Source organism: Algicella marina (genome assembly GCF_009931615.1).
Lineage (GTDB): Bacteria > Pseudomonadota > Alphaproteobacteria > Rhodobacterales > Rhodobacteraceae > Algicella > Algicella marina.
In genome coordinates, this window is sequence record NZ_CP046620.1 from 697,501 (window position 1) to 715,877 (window position 18,377).

General features: G+C 57.9%; 12 protein-coding genes, 1 tRNA gene and 2 rRNA genes (1 of these 15 running past the window's edge). 9 read left to right on the forward strand and 6 right to left on the reverse strand.

Features of this window, described 5'->3' with window-relative positions; genetic code table 11:
- From GO499_RS03485 to GO499_RS03500, 4 genes are all read left to right on the forward strand, one after another.
- Nucleotides 1–2,765, forward strand: a 23S ribosomal RNA gene (locus GO499_RS03485) (it extends 71 nt beyond the left edge of the window).
- Nucleotides 2,766–2,913: 148 nt separating this feature from the next.
- Nucleotides 2,914–3,028 (forward strand): 5S ribosomal RNA (gene rrf, locus GO499_RS03490).
- Between the two features lie 321 nt (nt 3,029–3,349).
- Nucleotides 3,350–4,060, forward strand: a complete 711-nt coding sequence (locus GO499_RS03495) for a sulfotransferase-like domain-containing protein (protein ID WP_161863819.1) — start codon at nt 3,350–3,352, stop codon at nt 4,058–4,060.
- Nucleotides 4,061–4,241: 181 nt separating this feature from the next.
- Nucleotides 4,242–4,318 (forward strand) — tRNA-Met (locus GO499_RS03500).
- A gap of 70 nt (nt 4,319–4,388) precedes the next feature.
- On the opposite strand, the gene GO499_RS03505 is transcribed toward GO499_RS03500, so the two are convergent.
- Together GO499_RS03505 and GO499_RS03510 are read right to left on the reverse strand one after the other, a co-directional pair.
- On the reverse strand, nt 4,389–5,765 hold the full coding sequence (locus GO499_RS03505) for a cytochrome P450 (protein ID WP_348520797.1): 1,377 nt from the start codon (nt 5,763–5,765) through the stop codon (nt 4,389–4,391).
- Nucleotides 5,762–6,958 (reverse strand): hypothetical protein, encoded by a 1,197-nt coding sequence (locus GO499_RS03510; RefSeq protein WP_161860889.1) that lies wholly within the window; start codon nt 6,956–6,958, stop codon nt 5,762–5,764. Before GO499_RS03510 ends, GO499_RS03505 begins: the two co-directional genes overlap by 4 nt.
- Nucleotides 6,959–7,165: 207 nt before the next feature.
- On the opposite strand from GO499_RS03510, the gene GO499_RS03515 reads away from it, so the two are divergent.
- Nucleotides 7,166–8,077 carry an SMP-30/gluconolactonase/LRE family protein gene (locus GO499_RS03515; RefSeq protein ID WP_284154878.1) on the forward strand — a complete coding sequence of 304 codons (912 nt, stop codon included), beginning with the start codon at nt 7,166–7,168 and terminating at the stop codon, nt 8,075–8,077.
- Nucleotides 8,078–8,088: 11 nt separating this feature from the next.
- Here GO499_RS03515 and putA read toward each other — a convergent pair whose 3' ends face one another.
- Nucleotides 8,089–11,529, reverse strand: a complete 3,441-nt coding sequence (putA, locus tag GO499_RS03520) for a bifunctional proline dehydrogenase/L-glutamate gamma-semialdehyde dehydrogenase PutA (RefSeq protein WP_161860890.1) — start codon at nt 11,527–11,529, stop codon at nt 8,089–8,091.
- A 128-nt stretch (nt 11,530–11,657) separates the two neighbouring features.
- Here putA and GO499_RS03525 point away from each other — a divergent pair, with 128 nt between their 5' ends.
- A complete protein-coding gene (locus GO499_RS03525) occupies nt 11,658–12,131 on the forward strand; it encodes an Lrp/AsnC family transcriptional regulator (protein ID WP_161860891.1) in 474 nt (157 codons plus the stop codon).
- Nucleotides 12,132–12,194: 63 nt separating this feature from the next.
- On the opposite strand, the gene katG is transcribed toward GO499_RS03525, so the two are convergent.
- The 3 genes from katG to GO499_RS03540 form a co-directional block, all read right to left on the reverse strand.
- Nucleotides 12,195–14,402: a catalase/peroxidase HPI gene (gene katG, locus GO499_RS03530; protein WP_161860892.1), complete on the reverse strand. Its 2,208-nt coding sequence runs from the start codon at nt 14,400–14,402 to the stop codon at nt 12,195–12,197.
- 275 nt (nt 14,403–14,677) lie between these two features.
- The gene (gene bfr, locus GO499_RS03535; RefSeq protein WP_161860893.1) at nt 14,678–15,163 is read right to left on the reverse strand and encodes a bacterioferritin; all 486 of its coding nucleotides are present in this window, start codon (nt 15,161–15,163) and stop codon (nt 14,678–14,680) included.
- On the reverse strand, nt 15,142–15,405 hold the full coding sequence (locus GO499_RS03540; protein WP_161860894.1) for a (2Fe-2S)-binding protein: 264 nt from the start codon (nt 15,403–15,405) through the stop codon (nt 15,142–15,144). Before GO499_RS03540 ends, bfr begins: the two co-directional genes overlap by 22 nt.
- Before the next feature lie 482 nt (nt 15,406–15,887).
- Between GO499_RS03540 and GO499_RS03545 the strand changes: the two genes are divergently transcribed.
- The 3 genes from GO499_RS03545 to pqqA all read left to right on the forward strand — a co-directional run bounded on the left by GO499_RS03545 (nt 15,888) and on the right by pqqA (nt 18,364).
- Nucleotides 15,888–17,489, forward strand: coding sequence for a sensor histidine kinase (locus GO499_RS03545; RefSeq protein WP_284154879.1), 1,602 nt, complete (start codon nt 15,888–15,890; stop codon nt 17,487–17,489).
- Nucleotides 17,486–18,157: a response regulator transcription factor gene (locus tag GO499_RS03550; RefSeq protein ID WP_161860895.1), complete on the forward strand. Its 672-nt coding sequence runs from the start codon at nt 17,486–17,488 to the stop codon at nt 18,155–18,157. The genes GO499_RS03545 and GO499_RS03550 overlap by 4 nt, the downstream gene beginning before the upstream one ends.
- Before the next feature lie 111 nt (nt 18,158–18,268).
- The gene (pqqA, locus tag GO499_RS03555; protein WP_161860896.1) at nt 18,269–18,364 is read left to right on the forward strand and encodes a pyrroloquinoline quinone precursor peptide PqqA; all 96 of its coding nucleotides are present in this window, start codon (nt 18,269–18,271) and stop codon (nt 18,362–18,364) included.
- Nucleotides 18,365–18,377: the final 13 nt, after the last annotated feature.

The window sequence follows — 18,377 nt, forward strand, 5'->3', positions numbered from 1 at the left end:
ATAAGCGGGGGGGAACCGGTAATAGGTTTTGATCCCCCGATTTCCGAATGGGGCAACCCACCTGACAGTTTGTTATAATTTGCCATCGGCAATTTATAATGGGCTGAACCAGGTACTTAGGACCTGAATACATAGGGTTTTAAGAGCAAACCCGGGGAACTGAAACATCTCATTACCCGGAGGAAAGGACATCAACAGAGACTCCGTTAGTAGCGGCGAGCGAACGCGGACCAGCCGAGCATTGATCGTGAGCAGAACCAGTTGGAAAGCTGGGCAATATGGGTGACAGCCCCGTATGCGAAGCGAGATATGACGTATCAAGTAGGGCGGGACACGTGAAATCCTGTTCGAAGATGGGGGGACCACCCTCCAAGGCTAAGTACTCCTGACTGACCGATAGCGAACCAGTACCGTGAGGGAAAGGTGAAAAGCACCCCGACAAGGGGAGTGAAACAGATCCTGAAACCGGACGCCTACAAACAGTCGGAGCCTCCTTGCGAGGTGACGGCGTACCTTTTGTATAATGGGTCAACGACTTGGTCTCACTAGCAAGCTTAAGCCGATAGGTGTAGGCGCAGCGAAAGCGAGTCTTAATAGGGCGAATGAGTTAGTGGGATCAGACCCGAAACCGAGTGATCTAGGCATGGCCAGGCTGAAGATGCAGTAACATGCATTGGAGGGCCGAACCCACATCCGTTGAAAAGGATCGGGATGAGCTGTGCCTAGGGGTGAAAGGCCAATCAAACTCGGAGATAGCTGGTTCTCCGCGAAATCTATTTAGGTAGAGCGTCAGACGAATACTCTCGGGGGTAGAGCACTGGATGGGTAATGGGGACCCACAGTCTTACTGATCCTAACCAAACTCCGAATACCGAGAAGTACTATCTGGCAGACACACGGCGGATGCTAACGTCCGTCGTGGAGAGGGAAACAACCCTGACCTCCAGCTAAGGCCCCTAATTCATGGCTAAGTGGGAAAGCAGGTGAGACGACCAAAACAACCAGGAGGTTGGCTTAGAAGCAGCCATCCTTTAAAGATAGCGTAACAGCTCACTGGTCTAGATAAGTTGTCTTGCGGCGAAGATGTACCGGGGCTCAAGCCATGAGCCGAAGCTGAGGATGCACGTTGTAAAACGTGCGTGGTAGCGGAGCGTTCTGTTCATAAACCCTGACCTCTTTATTGTCCTTCGGGGCGATGCGGAGGTTGAGGGTTTTGCTGTGAAGCATCTCTGTAAGGGGGTGTGGAGCGTTCAGAAGTGAGAATGTTGACATGAGTAGCGATAAAGGGAGTGAGAGACTCCCTCGCCGAAAGTCCAAGGGTTCCTGCTTAAAGCTAATCTGAGCAGGGTAAGCCGACCCCTAAGGCGAGGCCGAAAGGCGTAGTCGATGGGAACCAGGTTAATATTCCTGGGCCAGGAGGATTGTGACGGATCCCGGATGTAGTTCACTCTTATCGGATTGAGTGGGCTGCTGAGGGGTCCCTGGAAATAGCCCTCCATTGGATCGTACCCGAAACCGACACAGGTGGACTGGTAGAGCATACCAAGGCGCTTGAGAGAACTGCATTGAAGGAACTCGGCAAAATACCTCCGTAAGTTCGCGAGAAGGAGGCCCAGTTCTTACGCAAGTATAGACTGGGGGCACAAACCAGGGGGTGGCGACTGTTTACTAAAAACACAGGGCTCTGCGAAGTCGCAAGACGACGTATAGGGTCTGACGCCTGCCCGGTGCCGGAAGGTTAAAAGGAGATGTGAGAGCGTCGAATTGAAGCCCCGGTAAACGGCGGCCGTAACTATAACGGTCCTAAGGTAGCGAAATTCCTTGTCGGGTAAGTTCCGACCTGCACGAATGGCGTAACGACTTCCCCGCTGTCTCCAATGCAGACTCAGCGAAATTGAATTCCCCGTGAAGATGCGGGGTTCCCGCGGTCAGACGGAAAGACCCCGTGCACCTTTACTACAGCTTCAGACTGGCATTAGCCTCTCGATGTGCAGGATAGGTGGTAGGCTTTGAAGCGGGAACGCCAGTTTCCGTGGAGCCATCCTTGAGATACCACCCTTCGCGTCGTTGATGTCTAACCGCGGACCGTTATCCGGTTCCGGGACCCTCTGTGGCGGGTAGTTTGACTGGGGCGGTCGCCTCCTAAAGAGTAACGGAGGCGCGCGATGGTGGGCTCAGGTTGGTCGGAAATCAACCGTCGAGTGCAATGGCATAAGCCCGCCTGACTGCGAGACTGACAAGTCGAGCAGAGACGAAAGTCGGCCATAGTGATCCGGTGGTCCCGAGTGGAAGGGCCATCGCTCAACGGATAAAAGGTACGCCGGGGATAACAGGCTGATACTGCCCAAGAGTCCATATCGACGGCAGTGTTTGGCACCTCGATGTCGGCTCATCTCATCCTGGGGCTGGAGCAGGTCCCAAGGGTACGGCTGTTCGCCGTTTAAAGAGGTACGTGAGCTGGGTTTAGAACGTCGTGAGACAGTTCGGTCCCTATCTGCCGTGGGTGTAGGAGACTTGAGAGGAGTTGCCCCTAGTACGAGAGGACCGGGGTGAACGCACCACTGGTGGACCAGTTGTCGTGCCAACGGCAGTGCTGGGTAGCTATGTGCGGACAGGATAACCGCTGAAAGCATCTAAGCGGGAAGCCCCCCTCAAAACCAGGTCTCCCTGAGGGCCGTGGTAGACCACCACGTCGATAGGCTGGAGATGTAAGCGCAGCAATGCGTTCAGTTGACCAGTACTAATTGCCCGATAGGCTTGATACCGATCCAGTAGCGATACGATACGCTTCAGGATCCGAAGTCAAAAGACACCGTTCAGAAAATCTTGGAACGCCGACACGAACGGCGAAACAGACAGTCTCGTGTACCCCGGAACGGCCCAATGCCTCTCCGGGGATGCAGCTTTTACCGGTTTGGTGGTCATAGCATGAGCGAAACACCCGATCCCATCCCGAACTCGGCCGTTAAGCGCCATCGCGCCGATGGTACTGCGTCTCAAGACGTGGGAGAGTAGGTCACCGCCAAACCTGTAAAAGCTGCAGATGCTCCGTGAACAATCCAACAAAAACCCCCGCCCGCAGAAATGCGCGCGGGGGTTTTTGTTTGTCCAACACCCCAAACACTTGCCTCCACCCGCACCGCCTCCCCGCGCCGCCAACACAACCTCAGTAAACATCAATCAAAAACAACCTCAAAACCCCTCTCGAATGAGGGGCGGCAGTATAAGCCGATGCGCTTTCCTGAAAGTTCTCGTGTGGAAAGGATGTCTGTTGTATCTCTCGCCTGCGGAATGTCACATCGGTAAAACCAACACCCAGATCCGGAAGCTTCAGTTGAAACGTATTGCCATGTGGTCCGGCCCCAGGAACCTCTCCACCGCCATGATGTATTCCTTCGGCAACCGGCCCGATTGCGCAGTCTGGGATGAGCCCTTTTACGCGGCCTATCTCGCGGAGACCGGGCTTGACCATCCGATGCGGGAAGAGATCATCGCCGCAGGCCCGGAGACGGCGGCCGACGCCGCGGCGCTGTGCGCCGGCGATCCGCCGAACGGACGGTCGATCTTCTATCAGAAACACATGACGCAGCACATTCTGCCGGGCTTTCCCAGAGCATGGTTCGACGACGTTACGCATGTCTTTCTTATCCGCCATCCGGCGCGGGTGCTGGCCAGCTATGACCGGAAGCGGGAGAACCCCGGGCTGGACGACATCGGTTTCCGTCAACAGGCCGAAATATTCGCCGAGGTTCGGGGCTTGGGCGGCCCGGCGTTGGTGATCGACAGCGCCGATATCCGCAATTCCCCGGAAGCGATGCTGCGAGCTCTGTGTGACGGTTTCGATATCACCTTCGATCCGGCAATGCTCTCTTGGCCGGCAGGGGGGCACAGCGGTGATGGTGTCTGGGCGGCTCATTGGTACGATGCCGTTCACCGCTCAACCGGGTTTGCCGGACCGGAAGGCGACTTGCCAGATCTGTCCCGCCCATTGCAGGCGGTCTGTACCCAGGCGCTTCCATTCTACGAGACGCTACTTGAGCACGCGATGCGCCCAGTCTGAACCCATAGGTGTCATGCAAGCCGCCATACCGAACCCATACCAAACCCATATCGAATCCATACGATTTGACCATTTGGTAAAATCCAGTCGCCGCCACACCTTTTTCTCGCTTTTGTGACAAAAGAATTGTCCGCACCGCCTTGCAGTCCCCGAAGCCATCCGTTACATAACCCGGACTTGGCGCGGGATGGAGCAGCCCGGTAGCTCGTCAGGCTCATAACCTGAAGGTCGTAGGTTCAAATCCTACTCCCGCAACCAAATTTTTGGTCTTCGGACCGACCAGAAAGCCGCCCGTTTGGGCGGCTTTTCTGTTTCGGAATCAGCCGGCTCAGCGCAGCTCAAGCCGCAGCCAGATGCCGTTGCGCGCCCGCTGTGTCAACCAAGCTACCGGTTCTGGTTCCCGGCCTTCGATCGGGTGGATGACAAAGGTGCCGAGGACTTCCGCCATGATTAGAAGTGTTTCCTGTGTCGCGAAGGCAGCCCCGGAGCAGACCCGTGGTCCGGTATTGAACGGCACGTAGGCGGCACGCATAGAGGCCTTCCCTTTAGCAGTGGAAAATCTATCAGGATCAAAGAGTTCCGGATGCGACCAGTTGCGTGGACTGCGCTGAATCAGCCACGGAGTCACAGCTACGAGATCCCGTGTCTCGACGCTCTCGTTGCCAAGCGGACAGGCCGTTGCAACATCGCGAATGTAAGTCGTAACGGGGGGATACAGCCGTAGCGCCTCGCGCCAGATATCGCGGTTGTAGCGCAGCTTGCGCAAAGCCGAGAAGTCCGCCTTGCCTCCAGGAATTTCCCGCGCGATCTCTTCAGCCGCCAGCGCCTGCGCTGTCCTGTCATTCGCGATGAGGTAGAACGACCATGACAAGGCGCTGGCGGTGGTTTCGTGCCCGGCAAGAAAGAAGAAGGCAACTTCATCAACCAGTTCCTCCTCCGTGAACCTGTGGCCCGTTTCTGGATCTTCTGCATCCACAAGGGCGGAAAGCAGGTCCTCGGGGTGCTGACCTTCCGCCATGGCCCTAATCCGCTCCGAAATCAGTGGTCGCAACAGGGACCGGATGCGCTGGCCTTCCCGCCTGGCGCGTATCGCGTGCAGAGGCAGGCACCATCGCGGTAGCATAGCCATTTCAAGCCCAATGAAGGCTGGTGTCAGCGCCTGATAGCGTCGGAACGCAGCTGAAAGTTCGTCAACAAAGCCATTGGGCACTTGTTCTGAAAAGACGGTACGGCACAGGATATCCGCCGTAACCCGCATGGTTTCCTGTTCGATATCGACTGGTTTCCCCACTTCCATTCGAAGGCGGTCCATCATTTCATCTACGGCTGCCTGCATCAGTGGCAGAAACGCCTTCAGACGCGAAAGCTCCAGTGTCGGATCTACCATCCGCCTTTGGCGCGCCCAGTGACTGCCGTTGGTCAGGAACATGCTCTGGCCGATCAGCGGTTCCAGTAACCGTTGCATGACCCGGCTTTTGGGAAAATTGGCCTGCTCTTCGACCAGCACTCGACGGACAATATCCGGCCCAGTCGGCATGTGTACGCGCCGCCTGATCACCGGTACCGAGTAAATTCCGCGTCTATAGGCCCGTTCGGGAAAGTGAGAAAAATCTGAGCGGAGGACGCCACGTATTGCCTCCAATCGTGAGCCGCGAATCCGTGGAGGCACCGGCGCAACAGGGCGAAACAGCGTACGCGTTTTCATCGGTCTGCCATCCTTCCAACGATGCTGTCGGCCGCGCTTTCGAAATCCCGTTCTCTAACGAGGGACGGGCCAAGAATAATATCGTACCAGTTCCATGCTGCCCGATTTTTGCTGGCATGAAAAAAGAGGAAGTGTGCACGTATCATGTTTCGGCCAGACCATCTGAGGGTGGCCCTATCGAAGAGATCAATGAAATTGCACTCTGTTATCAAGGGCTTGTCCAATGGCTTGTTGTGCTTCATATCGCGCGCCTGCACTGGGCTTAACAAAGCGAAGGAAATCCAGTCCTTCGTGCTGCTAACGTCTATCCAGGCGAAATAGTCCTGCCCGGCGACGGTCAGGACTGCATTTCGCTCTGATTCAGCAGCAGGCTGCAACGTTCGGAGAGAGAGGTTCTGACCGACTGTAAGGACGGTAACCGGGGTATTGCCGGCATTCGCGATCGCGACACCATGATCGGCGATGCAGTGGATCGCCTGCATCGCTCCGGCCGAGTGGCCGACAATCAGAATTTCATCGTAGCATTCGCTGGCTCTGGCTTCTGCGATGGCGTCGGCAAGCATTTTGCGCCGTGCCTCGATTTCCGCATGAATGGGAAGGTCGCGACGTATCGAGAAGTCAAAATAATGAGTGAGCCAGAATACGTAATGCGCGCCGTCCACGGAACGCAGCCAACGGAGGAAAATGATAGCAACCATGATACCTGCAACAACTCCAGTGATCCGTCCGATCGGGCCGTCGGGGAACACCGCGGCAACGAGCCAAGCAAGGCCAATCGACAATGCGACCATCACGCATGCCATCCAGTAGGGATAGATCAAACAGGCAAACATCTTCTTGTCTGCCTGCCATACCCTTCGGAGGGTACCGCTACGGATGTACAGGACTCCACTTCCGACCAATCTACGGAATGTCTCCAGCAGACCGACGTCCATCCAGTTGCTAATAAGATCTCGCCAAACGAAGAACTCATAGTCGGTTTGAACGACCTGAGCATCGTGATGCAGAGTCAGTGGCCAGCGCTCCAAACAAGGGCCGGTTGACCGACGGCGACCCATTTCGAAAGCATCACCGGCGTATTTCTGGCCTTCTGACTTGAGGAGAGCCCCGTAGGTTCCGATGCTTCGAGGGTCAAAGCCCGGTACGAAAAAAACCCGACGACGGAATGGTCTGCTGCAATGTCCATCGGTCAAATTTGCATGCCTCTCAAAGCTTGTCGCTCCGGTATGTCAGCGTGCCGACAAGGGCGCAACTCTTCGTGAACCGCAACTGATCGCAAAGACAAAAAGAATTCAGGGATCCTTGTCTGCGTTTCGACTGGAATCCGATTGCTGCGAGCTTCATGAAAATAGGTTACCGTTGTAAGCACGCATCAAGCCGTTCACAAAAGGCCTACTTTCTTGACGCACGAACTGTACGAAATTCACGCTCCGGAATTCACCCGTCTTATCCATCGCAACGCCCGGATGGACATGCTCTGGGAAGGTGGCAGGTGGTGCGAGGGGCCGGCCTATTTTCCGGCGGGCAAGTATCTCGTCTGGTCCGACATTCCAAACGATCGCGTCATGCGGTGGGACGAGTGCAGCGGCACCGTCTCTGTTTTCGAGTCTCCATGCCGAAATCAAAATGGCCATTCCGTGGATCTTCAGGGCCGGTTGATTTGCTGTGAACATCGCGGCCGCTGCGTCAGCAGGATAGAGCATGATGGCCGCCGGACGGTGCTTGTCAGCCACTTTGAGGGCAATCGCCTGAATTCACCGAACGATGTGATCGTCAAATCAGACGGTTCAGTCTGGTTCACTGACCCAACCTACGGCATTGATAGCAATTACGAGGGCGATGCTGCAAAATCTGAAATCGGCACCAATAATGTATACAGACTCGCACCAGACGGAACGCTGAGCGTTGTGGTTTCTGATCATGTTCAGCCGAACGGCCTAGCTTTCTCGCCGGATGAGGATCTGCTCTACGTCTCAGATACCGGTGCTACCCACGTACCGGATCACGCACCTCGAATTCGTTCCTATCCACTCTCCGAGGCGGGTGACGAGGTGGCGCGCGGCACGGATTTCGCATTTTCTGACGCGGGACTCTTCGATGGTTTCCGGGTTGATACGGCTGGCAACGTCTGGTCCTCGGCGGGTGATGGAATTCACTGCTACGATCCAACGGGCAAGCTGATGGGCAAAATTCTTACCGATGAACCGGTAGCCAACGTGGTTTTCGGTGGCGTCAAACGCAACAGATTGTTCATCTGCTCGACGACGACTTTACGGGCGATCTACGTCAACGCACAGGGCGCTGCGCGTTGACGTCTGCCTGATCAGGCGTTGCTGTTTCCTGCCAGAAGGCTGGCATTGCCGCCTGCGGCTGTTGTGTCGACGCAAAGGTGGCGTTCCAGCAGGGCATGGGCCCGATCTGGCTCACCAGTAATCAAGGGAATAATGGCTCCATCGCGCTGAGCGAGCGCGATGGCGTACTCTCGGGCTGTGCCTGTATCACCCCACCACAGCAGGCCGCCGATGGTGGGCAGGTCCTGAATTGCAGATGGCGCCAAAATTCCTTCTACGGCGATCGCTTGTCCGCCTAGGTCCTTGACTGTCGCGACTTGTCGCTCGCAGGCGGCGTTTCCCGGACCAAGGCATAGTATCGGCGGTCGGGCTCGAGTCGCTAAGCGGTTCAGTTCGCCTGTTGGTCCCGGCAGCAGAACCGAACTGTGATTTGTCTGATCGCCATTCGAATTGATCCGCTTGTGCAGCTTTGAAACGTCGGCAGGACTGGACTGTACGCTCTGGCATTGCGAAATATTCTTCCCGACAAATCGCAGCAGATAGTGTGGTCCGCCGGCCTTGGGGCCCGTGCCGGAAAGACCCTCGCCGCCAAAGGGTTGCGAGCCGACGATTGCTCCGATCTGGTTTCGGTTGGTATAGATGTTTCCTGCCTCGACCCTGTCCGCAACCATTTGCACCCTGTCGTCGATGCGAGTGTGGATGCCGAACGTCAGGCCGTAGCCAGTGGAGTTGACGTCATTGATCACCTTGTCGAGGTCGCGCGCCCTGAATGTGGCAATGTGCAGGACTGGACCGAAAACTTCACGATCCAGTTTCAATACACCGGACACGGAAATGAGGGACGGAGGAACGAAATTTCCTTTGTCTGGGCAGGAAAGGCGGTGAATGAGTCTGCCTTCCCACTCCGCCGTCGCAACGTAAGCGCAAATGTCATCCTTGGCAGCCTGCGTTATGACGGGCCCGACATCGGTGGAAAACTCCCACGGATCTCCAATCTGCAATTCGTTCATGGCACCGATGATCATTTCCTGAAAAGTGTCGGCGACATCCTCCTGAACGTAGAGACAGCGAAGGGCTGAGCAGCGTTGGCCGGCGGATTGAAAGGCGGAGGCAACGATGTCACGAACCGCTTGCTCGGGCAGCGCGGTGGAATCAACTATCATGCAGTTCAACCCACCGGTCTCAGCGATCAACGGCGTCCCGGGCGCCATGTTCTCGGCCATGGCTCGTTGAATATGACGGGCAGTGGCGGTGGAGCCTGTGAATGCCACGCCATTCACTTTGTTGCTTGAGGTAAGAGCCTTGCCGACCTTGTCGCCATCGCCGGGAAGCAGTTGCAGGGCGGACGCCGGCACACCCGCTGCCAGAAGGTGGCGGACGGCCCAGTCCGCGATTGCAGGCGTCGTCTCGGCGGGCTTCGCCAAAACGCCATTGCCGGTCGCGAGGGCGGCAGCAATCTGGCCGGTGAAGATGGCGAGAGGGAAGTTCCAGGGGCTGATACAGGTGAAAATACCGCGCGCCGGCGTGTTCAGCCTTTTCGCTTCGCTGGCGTAATAGCGTAGAAAATCGACGGCTTCCCTCAGTTCGGCCACGGAATCAGCCAGCGTCTTGCCTGCCTCAGTCGCCAAGAGGGCAAACAGGGTGGCGAAGTCCTCCTCGTAGCGCTTCGCTGCCTTCTTCAGGACATTTGATCTCTCTTCGACACTGGCATCCCACGGACTTGAATTGACCGTTGCGGCCTCCACATCCGCCTCGGATGCGCTGGTGACTGTGCCGATCCTTTCGCCGGTGGCTGGATTGTATGCCGGTTCAGCTTCGCCACCCTGCACGTCGGTGGCCAATATCGGTCCGACGTGCCATTTCGCGGGCCTTTTTCGCTGATCCCAAACGTCGCGCAGCTCAGTGACATCGAAGAGGTCGATCCCCATGGAATTTGTCCTCTCCGGCAAATACAGGTCCGTCCCCGGAGCGACCAATGGCTCGAAATCGTCTCTAGGGCCGGCGAGCGCCGTGAATGGGCATGCCGCGACGGCTTCTGCCGGGACGGATTTATCGACGATCCGGTTTACAAAGGAGGAGTTGGCCCCATTCTCGAGAAGACGGCGTACAAGATATGCGAGCAGATCGCGATGTGCACCGACAGGCGCGTAAATTCGGCAGCGTGTGTCGTGGCGTTTGTGAACAATGTCGTGCAGGGCCTCACCCATCCCGTGCAGGCGTTGAAATTCGAAAGTTTCGCGCCCCAGATACTGCGCCATATCCAACACGGCCGCGACGGTGTGCGCATTGTGGGTGGCAAACTGAGGGTAAATCCGGTCCGTCATTCTCAAGAGCTGGCGGGCGCATCCGAGGTAGCTAACGTCCGTTGCTGCCTTGCGGGTAAAGACGGGAAAATCCGTCAGCCCCTGAACCTGAGCATGCTTGATCTCGGTATCCCAGTAGGCGCCCTTGACCAATCGAACCATTATTCTGCGATCCAGTCGACTTGCCAGTTCGTAAAGGCCGGTGATGACTTCCGGCGCGCGTCGACCATATGCCTGCACAACCACGCCGAAACCGTCCCAGCCTTCCAACGTGTCGTCGGCAAGGACCGCTTCGATCACCTTCAGTGAAAGAGCGAGACGGTCGGCCTCTTCTGCGTCTATGTTCAACCCCATGCCACCTTTGGCGGCCGCACGTGCAAGCTTGCGCAGGACTGGGACCAGTTCATCCATCACTCGCTCCGTCTTTGCGACTTCGTAGCGCGGATGGAGCGCTGACAGCTTCACCGAGATGCCTGGGTTGGACGCGATTTCGCTGGAATTGCATCCAGCGGCAATTGATTCAATAGCTCTTGCATAGCTGTCTGCATAACGGCGGGCATCAGTTGCAGTCATTGCTGCCTCACCGAGCATGTCGTAGGAGTAAGTGAAGCCTTGAGCTTCTTTCGTGCGGGCGCGTTCCATGGCGGCGGAAATATCCTGGCCCAGCACGAATTGACGGCCCATTTCCCGCATGGCCTGGCCGACAGCACGGCGGATCACCGGCTCGCCTAGCCTGCGGACCATACCGCGGAGGGTGCCGGCGACACCGGGCTGATCATCATCCAGCACTTTGCCAGTCAGAAACAAACCCCAGGTCGAGGCATTGACTAGTGGCGAAGAAGAATGCCCGATGTGGCTGCTCCAGTCCGATGGAGCGATCTTGTCTTCGATCAAAGCGTCGATAGTGGCGGTGTCCGGCACTCTCAGCAGCGCTTCGGCCAAACACATTAGGGCGACACCTTCCTCTGTTGAAAGTCCGTACTCGGCCAAAAACACGTCCATCATCCCGGGGCGGGCATCGCGACGAATTGCAGTTACGAGATCCGCGGCACTGGCGACAATGCGCTTGCGGGCGGCGGCATCCAGATCCGCAGACTGTTCAAGAGCGTGCAGAGCTACCGTCTCGTCCAGACGCTTGTTCATGTCCCAACGTGGATCAATATCAATCATGCGGTTGCTCCTGACCGAAAGTGGTAGGGGCGTGTGCCCCTGCAACCTGAGAATAGCAAACCTGGAGTAGACGCTTTGACCAAAGTAGGTTCATTTGGTGGGCAGAACGTCCAAGTTTTGAGGAGAAAATGGAGGAGAAGCTGAATCTAGATCCGATTGACAGGAAAATACTCCGGGAACTTTCATTGAACGCCCGCGTGTCTACGACCGAACTGGCGAGGCGAGTCGGGCTTTCGAAGACACCCGTGGCGGCGCGCATCAGGATGATGGAGGAAAGCGGTCTGATTACCGGCTTTCGCGTCATGCTCTCGCCCCTCCAACTCGGGCTGACACATGTGACCTATGTCGAAGTGCGTCTGACTGAGACGCGCGAAAAGGCACTCGCCGCGTTCAATCTGGCGGTACGCGGGATACCGGAGGTGGAAGAATGCTACATGATTGCCGGCGGTTTCGACTACCTGATGAAGATCCGATCCCGGGACATTCAAGATTACCGGCGCGTAATGGGTGAGCAGATCTCTTCTTTGCCATATGTGGCGTCGACATCAAGTTACGTGGCTATGGAGGCGGTCGTGGAGAATGCCCACATCTCGATCGATTAATAGGAAAAAATTCTTAAGATAAAGTTGCCGGATGCGGACCAGGCCGCATCCGGCAAGAGACCATCAGTGAATATCGAACCGGTCGAGATTCATCACCTTGGTCCAGGCGTTGACAAAATCCTGAACGAAAGTCTCCTTCGCGTCGTCCTGAGCGTAGACTTCGGCAATTGCCCGCAACTGGGAATTGGAGCCGAAGATCAAGTCAACACGCGTTGCCGACCATTTGGTTTCTCCGCTCTGCCGATCACGGCCTTCGAAGGTAGATTCATCTTCCGTCGTGGCCTTCCACTCAGTGCTCATGTCCAGCAGGTTCACGAAGAAATCGTTGGTGAGCGTGCCGGGATTGGAGGTGAAAACGCCATCTTTGGTCCCGCCGAAGTTCGCGCCGATGCTCCGCAAGCCACCGACAAGCACCGTCATTTCTGGTGCTGAGAGAGTCAGCAACTGTGCCTTGTCGACCAGCATCTCTTCCGGCGACAGAGAATACTGCTTTTTCTGATAGTTGCGGAAACCGTCAGCTTGAGGTTCAAGAACATCGAATGCGTCAGTATCGGTCTGCTCTTCCGTTGCATCCATGCGACCCGGCGTGAACGATGCTTCCACCGAGTGACCGGCATCACTGGCGGCCTTTTCGACGGCTGCACTGCCGGCGAGGACGATGAGATCGGCCAGCGAAATCTTCTTTCCGCCGGCTGCGGAGGAATTGAACTCCGTCTGGATGCTCTCAAGCACACCAAGTACCTTTGCCAATTGGTGCGGTTGGTTGGCCTCCCAGTCCTTCTGCGGGGCGAGGCGGATGCGGGCACCGTTGGCGCCGCCTCTCTTGTCGGAGCCGCGGAATGTAGAGGCGGAGGACCATGCGGTGTAGACCAGTTCGGCGACCGAGAGACCGGAGGCGATGATTTTGGCTTTTAGATCGGCGATATCGCCCGCATCGACCAGCGGGTGATCAACGGCGGGAATCGGATCCTGCCAGATCAGGTCTTCGGCCGGCACCTCCTGGCCAAGGTAGCAGTCCTTCGGTCCCATGTCCCGGTGTGTCAGCTTGAACCATGCCCGGGCGAACGCATCGGCGAACTGATCGGGGTTCTCGAAGAACCGGCGCGAGATCTTCTCGTATTCCGGGTCCATCCGGAGCGAGAGATCGGTCGTCAGCATCGATGGTGCGTGAGTTTTACCCGGGATATGGGCGTCTGGCACGCGGCCTGCGCCTGCGCCTGCCTTCGGAGTCCATTGGTGGGCACCGGCCGGGCTCTTCGTCAGTTCCCACTCGTAGCCGAACAGATTCTCGAAGAAGTTGTTGGACCACTTGGTCGGCGTTTCCGTCCATGTGACTTCAAGGCCGGACGAAATGGTGTCCGCGCCCTTGCCGGTACCGAAAGTTCCTTTCCAGCCAAAGCCTTGCTCGGCAATACCGGCAGCTTCCGGTTCCACTCCGACGGTGGCGGCATCGGATGCACCGTGCGTTTTGCCGAAGGTATGGCCGCCGGCGATGAGGGCAACGGTTTCTTCATCGTTCATGGCCATGCGGGCGAAGGTCTCGCGGATATCGCGGGCAGCGGCCAGCGGGTCCGGGTTGCCATCGGGGCCTTCGGGATTGACGTAGATGAGGCCCATCTGCACGGCGGCCAGCGGGTTTTCGAGGTCGCGGTCACCGGAATAGCGGCTCTTCGGATTGTCACTCTGAGCCAGCCATTCGTCTTCCGAGCCCCAATAGACATCAAGCTCCGGCTCGAACACATCGGCGCGACCGCCACCGAAACCGAAAGTCTTGAAACCCATTGATTCTAAAGCGACATTGCCGGTGAGGATCATCAGGTCGGCCCAGGAAATCGCGTTGCCGTACTTGGCCTTGATCGGCCAGAGCAGGCGCCGGGCCTTGTCAAGGTTGACGTTGTCCGGCCACGAGTTGAGGGGAGCGAAGCGCTGGCTGCCGGAACAGGCGCCGCCGCGGCCGTCAGCGGTGCGGTAGGTACCGGCGCTGTGCCATGCCATACGGATGAAGAGAGGGCCGTAATGACCAAAATCTGCGGGCCACCATTCCTGGCTGTCTGTCATCAGTGCATGCAAGTCGGCCTTGATGGCGCCGAGGTCCAATTTCTTGAATGCTTCCGCGTAGTTGAAAGCCTTGGGCATCGGGCTGGACAGCGCCGTGTTCTGATGAAGAATGGAGAGATTGAGCTGGTTTGGCCACCAATCCCGGTTGGATCGCGCACCGAATGTGTGCATTACAGGGCATTTGCTGACGTCCTGAAGTTCTGCTCCGTCCATGATGTCCTCTCTGGAGTTTCTGGCTTGCCGGATCGCCCGGCTGCACTTTGCTGGAAGTCTTGAAGCGGGCGGTTGGCCCGACTCTCTAGAATCATTCTAGCAAAGCAGGAGCATTAGAATAAGTTGTATTTTGTGATGGTTTTGATGCGCTTGGATTATCGTGGATGCGCAGAAATTCCAGCGACAGCGATGTGAAACGCCAGAAAATTCATAGTAAACAGTGTGTTGAGGGCGATTAGCCCGTTCCCCGACTATAGCGGGGAACAGGCGCGTACCTACTCGGCTTCGTCCATCTTGGATGCGTTGAGATGGGCGTAGTTTTGCGGGCCGATCTTTTCCAGAAGATCAAGCTGTGTTTCAAGAAAATCAATGTGGCCTTCTTCATCGGCAAGAAGGTCGTCAAACAAGTGCTTTGAAACGTGATCCCCGACTTCGTGGCAATACTCACGAGCTTCCTTGTAAAGGGCGCGGGCATCCTGTTCGGCTGCCAGGTCACATTCGAGCGTTTCTTTTGGATTCTGGCCGATGCGCAATGGATCAAGCTTCTGAAGGTTTGGATGGCCCTCAAGGAAAACTATTCTGTCCATGAGTTTGTCCGCGTGATGCATCTCTTCGATGCTTTCTTCGCGGCTTTTCTTGGCCATGTGTCCAAGACCCCAGTCTTCCTGAAGCTTGTAGTGTAGCCAGTACTGGCTGATGGCCGTCAGTTCGCTGCGAAGTGCAGCATTCAGGTAGTCTATTACTTTTGAGTCGCCTTGCATTCCTGGTCTCCCTGTGAGGCTCCGGCTCTCAGGTTCCGGAGTTGCATGGGTACAACCAAGTTATCGTTTTGGCGCATGGTCGCAAGGAAAAGCGGCATGCAGTCGCCACAATCGGCGGACTTGCCAAGAGCCCGGTAAAGTTTGCCCGGAGTAATCAGGGTTTCAGGGTCTGAGGCGCGCATCCAGTCGATGGCGTTGTTGATGTCGTTGTCGGAGATGTTCTGGCAATGGCATACGATCATTGGGAAAATCTACCTCCGGCACAGGGGCAAACCCGTTCAGTCGGCGCTGTCGCTGGCGTTCTTTGGCAAGGGAGTGTCGGCCTGTCGTCGTTCATCTCGGGGTAACTCGAGCCTTGTATTGTTACCTGCAAAGCGTTCTCTGGCTTGGTGTCGTCTGACCTGAATCGGGGGCCATGCCGACAGCTCAAAGCTGAGTGAAACAGTCGGGAAAGTCAATCCGAGTTTTTTACTCGGATAATCACATTTTGCCGATATGGGTTTGGTATGGTTTTGGTATGGGTTTGGTATGGCTGATCGTCGGAATAGCAGCGTGTTTGCCCCCAAAATGGCCTTTTTCGGAGAACACTGCGCCAGGTAATCGTTTTTCTTACCCCGCAGGTAGTGGTTTTGATTACCTGTCTCACGGCCACGACGAAGGACGGGCTTGACCGGGCCGGGGTGTCTGCGGTCAGTTTCGTCGCCACGGCAACGGGAGGGCGGTCTTGGATCAGGCGCGGACATCGGAGGGCGGCTGGCGCGGGCTTTGGCCGCGGCTGAGCTTTCGCATCGGCATCGCATCAGCCTTGATCGGGCTGATAGCCGTGCTGGCTGGAATGCTGACCGTAACGGGCGCGGCGGCGATTTCCGACAGGCTGGATGCGGCGTTGCGGTCCGAGCGACGGATCGAGCGCTATTCGCTGTTGTCGACACAGGTCACCGGTTTCCTGGTGATCGCCGTGGAGGCGTTCCAGTCGGGTGTTGATGCCGAGTTGCGGGATTACCGGATGGGCATCCTGTCCGACCAGATCGAGGAGACATTCGGACGCATCCGCGCCGATCTGGCCGATGCGGTGGAGGAGGCGGTGGACCTGGGGCTGGATGAGCAGAGCCGGCGGGCGACGCTGAGCCTGAACGTCGCGCGGATGGAGGCGCTGCTGAACCGGTCGCTTGTGGAACTGGAAGGCGCGCAGGCGCCAGAGGCGGTGCAGGGTGCCGTCAACGAGTTCCTGCGGGCTTTCGACCCGATGCTCAACGGTGCAATCGCGCAGGAACGGCGGACGCGGGACCAGATTCTGGCGTCGATCAGTTCGACGCGAACGGCGCAGAGCCGCGCAGCGCTGGGCGTCGGTGCGGTGACGCTGCTGCTGCTGGCCGGTGTCTGGCTCGGGTTGATCCGTCCGGCGATGCGGCGGCTGGACCTGTTGCGCCAGGCGTCGCGGGAGATCGCACGGGAGAATTTTGCGGTCGCGCTGCCGGAAACGGGCCGCGACGAGATCGGGCAGGTGTTTGCCGAAACCAACCGGATGGCATCTGCCCTGGCCGCGCGGAAGGCGGCGGTGGATGCCGACTGGGCGCGGCTGAATTCAATCATCGATGAGCGGACGGCGGAGTTGCAGGCGGCGAACGCGGCGCTGGAGCGGACAGACAGGGACAGGCGAAGATTCTTTGCGGATGTGAGCCATGAGTTGCGCACGCCGCTGACGGTGATCCGGATGGAGGCGGAACTGGGCGAGGCCCAGCCGGAAGATGCGGGCGACAGCCTGAAGGTCATTCATAACCGGGCGGTGCGCCTGTCGCGGCGGATTGACGACCTGTTGCGCGTGGCGCGGTCGGAGACGGGGGAGATCGCGCTGGAGGCAGGGCGGGTGGACCTTGGCGACGTGGCCTCGGATGCGGTAGCTGAGTGCGCTGCCGAGCTGTCCGCCGCGGGAATCGTGGCGCGGGTTGAAGGCGGAGAGGTGCCGGACGTGACCGGCGATGCGAACTGGCTGCGGCAGGTGGTGACCGGCTTGTTGCAGAACACCTGCCGCCATGCTGCCGGAACCGCGGAGGCGGTGCTGCGGGTGCGTGCGGATGGCGGACGCGTGCGACTGGACGTAATTGACCGGGGACCGGGGATTGCCGATGTCAGCGCGGTGTTTGAACGGTTCGCCCAAGGCGAGGGCGTTGGCCGCTCCGCCGGGTTCGGGATCGGGCTGTCGCTGGCAAAATGGGTGGTGGAGCGGCAGGGCGGGACGATTGCCATCACCTCGCCGCTGGAGGACGGCACCGGGACGATGGTATCGCTGGTGTTTCCACGGGCCGGGGATAGCGTGCGGGCATGAGCGATACGATATTGATCGTGGATGACGATCCCGAGATCACCTCGGCGCTGGCGCGGGGCCTGGCGCGGCATGGATATGATGTGCTGGCGGAGCACCGGATCGCGCCGGCGCTGGACGTGCTGAAGGCGCAGCCGCCGAAAGCCGCAATTTTCGACGTGATGCTGGGAAGTGAAAGCGGGCTGGATCTGACACGGCGGGCCAGGGCTGCGGGCTTTGCCGGGCCGATCCTCATGTTGAGCGCGCTGGCGGAGGTCGAGGACCGGGCCGAGGGGCTGGAGGCCGGGGCGGACGACTATATCGTCAAGCCGTTCTCTTTCGATGAACTGGTGGCGCGGCTGAAGGTTCAGGAGCGACGGGTTTCGCGGCCGGCGCTGGTGCTGGACCGGGCCGGGCGCACGGTGCGCCACGGCCCGCGTGAGGCCGTGCTGACGGAAAGGGAATTCGCGCTGTTCGAAGCGCTGCACGGGCGGGCGGGGCAGGTCCTTTCCCGCTGGGAGTTGTTCGAAATGGTTTGGGCGGGCGAGGGCACGAGTTCGGAGAACGTGGTCGACGTCTACGTGGGCTACCTGCGCAGAAAGCTGGCGCCGATGACGGATTTCGGTTTCGAGATCCAGACGGTGCGCAACCGTGGTTTCGTGTTACAGCTGCTGGACGGTGGGAAGTCGTAACACTCTGAAAGTGTTTGGCTTTTATTTTTTCTTAGAACATCTGTTTTGACGGGTGCGGGGTGCAGGCGCATGCTGAAGACCACGATATAAACCTAGGAGAGGAGATTCCACATGGCTTGGACGAAACCGGAAATCCGCGAAATCGAATGCGGTATGGAAATCAACATGTACGGTCCGGACGGCGACGATCACGGCGTACTGTTCTGATACGGCTGCGCGG

Bases quoted from the DNA above. Each gene is read 5' to 3' on its own strand.
- GO499_RS03495 (WP_161863819.1), top strand. From the start codon at position 3,350: ATGTGGTCCGGCCCCAGGAACCTCTCCACCGCCATGATGTATTCCTTC.
- GO499_RS03505 (WP_348520797.1), bottom strand. From the start codon at position 5,765: ATGAAAACGCGTACGCTGTTTCGCCCTGTTGCGCCGGTGCCTCCACGG.
- putA (WP_161860890.1), bottom strand. From the start codon at position 11,529: ATGATTGATATTGATCCACGTTGGGACATGAACAAGCGTCTGGACGAG.
- GO499_RS03525 (WP_161860891.1), top strand. From the start codon at position 11,658: ATGGAGGAGAAGCTGAATCTAGATCCGATTGACAGGAAAATACTCCGG.
- katG (WP_161860892.1), bottom strand. From the start codon at position 14,402: ATGGACGGAGCAGAACTTCAGGACGTCAGCAAATGCCCTGTAATGCAC.
- bfr (WP_161860893.1), bottom strand. From the start codon at position 15,163: ATGCAAGGCGACTCAAAAGTAATAGACTACCTGAATGCTGCACTTCGC.
- GO499_RS03540 (WP_161860894.1), bottom strand. From the start codon at position 15,405: ATGATCGTATGCCATTGCCAGAACATCTCCGACAACGACATCAACAAC.
- GO499_RS03550 (WP_161860895.1), top strand. From the start codon at position 17,486: ATGAGCGATACGATATTGATCGTGGATGACGATCCCGAGATCACCTCG.
- pqqA (WP_161860896.1), top strand. From the start codon at position 18,269: ATGGCTTGGACGAAACCGGAAATCCGCGAAATCGAATGCGGTATGGAA.